We start from the raw sequence: 1,068 nt of genomic DNA on the forward strand, positions 1-1,068 counted from the left end.
CCGCGCACCCCGGGCTCGCGCTCCCCCCAGCCCCGCGACGGCGGGTCCCGCTCCGCCGCCCAGGAGGGCCGCCGCGCCGCCGCCTCCCGCGTCGCCGAGCTGGCGGCCCGCCGGACGGCCCGCCGCTCGTGGCGGCCCGGTCAGCGCACGGTCCTGGCCCTCGCGGGGACCGTGGTGCTGGCCGTCCTCGCGGGCTGGGTCCTGCTCGCGTCGCCGTGGCTGCGGGTCGAGCAGGTGCGCGTCACCGGGACGGAGCGCACCGACGTCGCCGCCGTGCGGGCGCTCGTCGACGGTCAGGAGGGCCGGCCGCTCGCGGGCGTCGACGTCTCGTCCCTGGCCGAGGAGGTGTCCGCGCTCCCGCTCGTGGCCTCCACCGACGTGACGCGGTCGTGGCCGTCGACCCTGGTGGTGCGCGTGCACGAGCGGCAGGCCGTCGCGGCGGTGCCCGTGACCTCCGGCGGGGTCGACCTCGTCGACGACCGCGGGCGGGTGCTCGTGCACGCCGGTTCCGCGCCGCCGGGCGTGCCGCTCGTCAGCGTCGACGTCGACGCGGCCGGGGCGGACGCGCTGCTCGCGGCGCTCTCGGTCAACGGGGCGCTCCCGGCCGGGCTGCGCGCGCGGGTCGCCGGCATCACCGCTACCTCGCCGCAGGCGGTCCGCTTGCGGCTGGCCGACGGGCCGGAGGTCGTCTGGGGCGGTGTCGACCGCCCGCAGCGCAAGGCCGAGGTCCTCGAGCGGCTGCTCGCCGACCCCGAGGTGGCCGCCGCGGAGCGCGTGGACGTCTCCGCTCCCGACGCGGCGGCCGTCGCCTCCTGACGCGTCCCGGCGTGGCCGGGTCGCCGCGGCCGCCCTGCGCGCCGGTCGGGGGAGGATGGAGTCCCGTGGAGTGGTGTAGCTCGTGCGCGTGAAGCGCTGCGGGTTCGGACTATGCCGTGAGCGCTGTGGTCGTGTCGAGGGTCGTGGTCGTGTCGCCGTCCGCGCGGAGCGCGGGGGTGGGCAGGAGGATCGGTTCCGGTGGGGTCAGCAACGCCATCGAGGCCTCGGAGAGGTAGCGGCGCTCCCCGGACT

1 protein-coding gene is annotated in these 1,068 nt (G+C 78.7%); it reads left to right on the forward strand.

Annotated elements, in window-relative coordinates; all coding sequences use genetic code 11:
- The coding region (locus GTR02_RS21835) for a cell division protein FtsQ/DivIB (RefSeq protein WP_166609558.1) at positions 1-816 on the forward strand (816 nt) is incomplete at its 5' end.
- Between the last annotated feature and the right edge of the window lie 252 nt (positions 817-1,068).

It is taken from the genome of Kineococcus siccus, from assembly GCF_009906795.1.
In the GTDB taxonomy this organism is placed as follows: domain Bacteria; phylum Actinomycetota; class Actinomycetes; order Actinomycetales; family Kineococcaceae; genus Kineococcus; species Kineococcus siccus.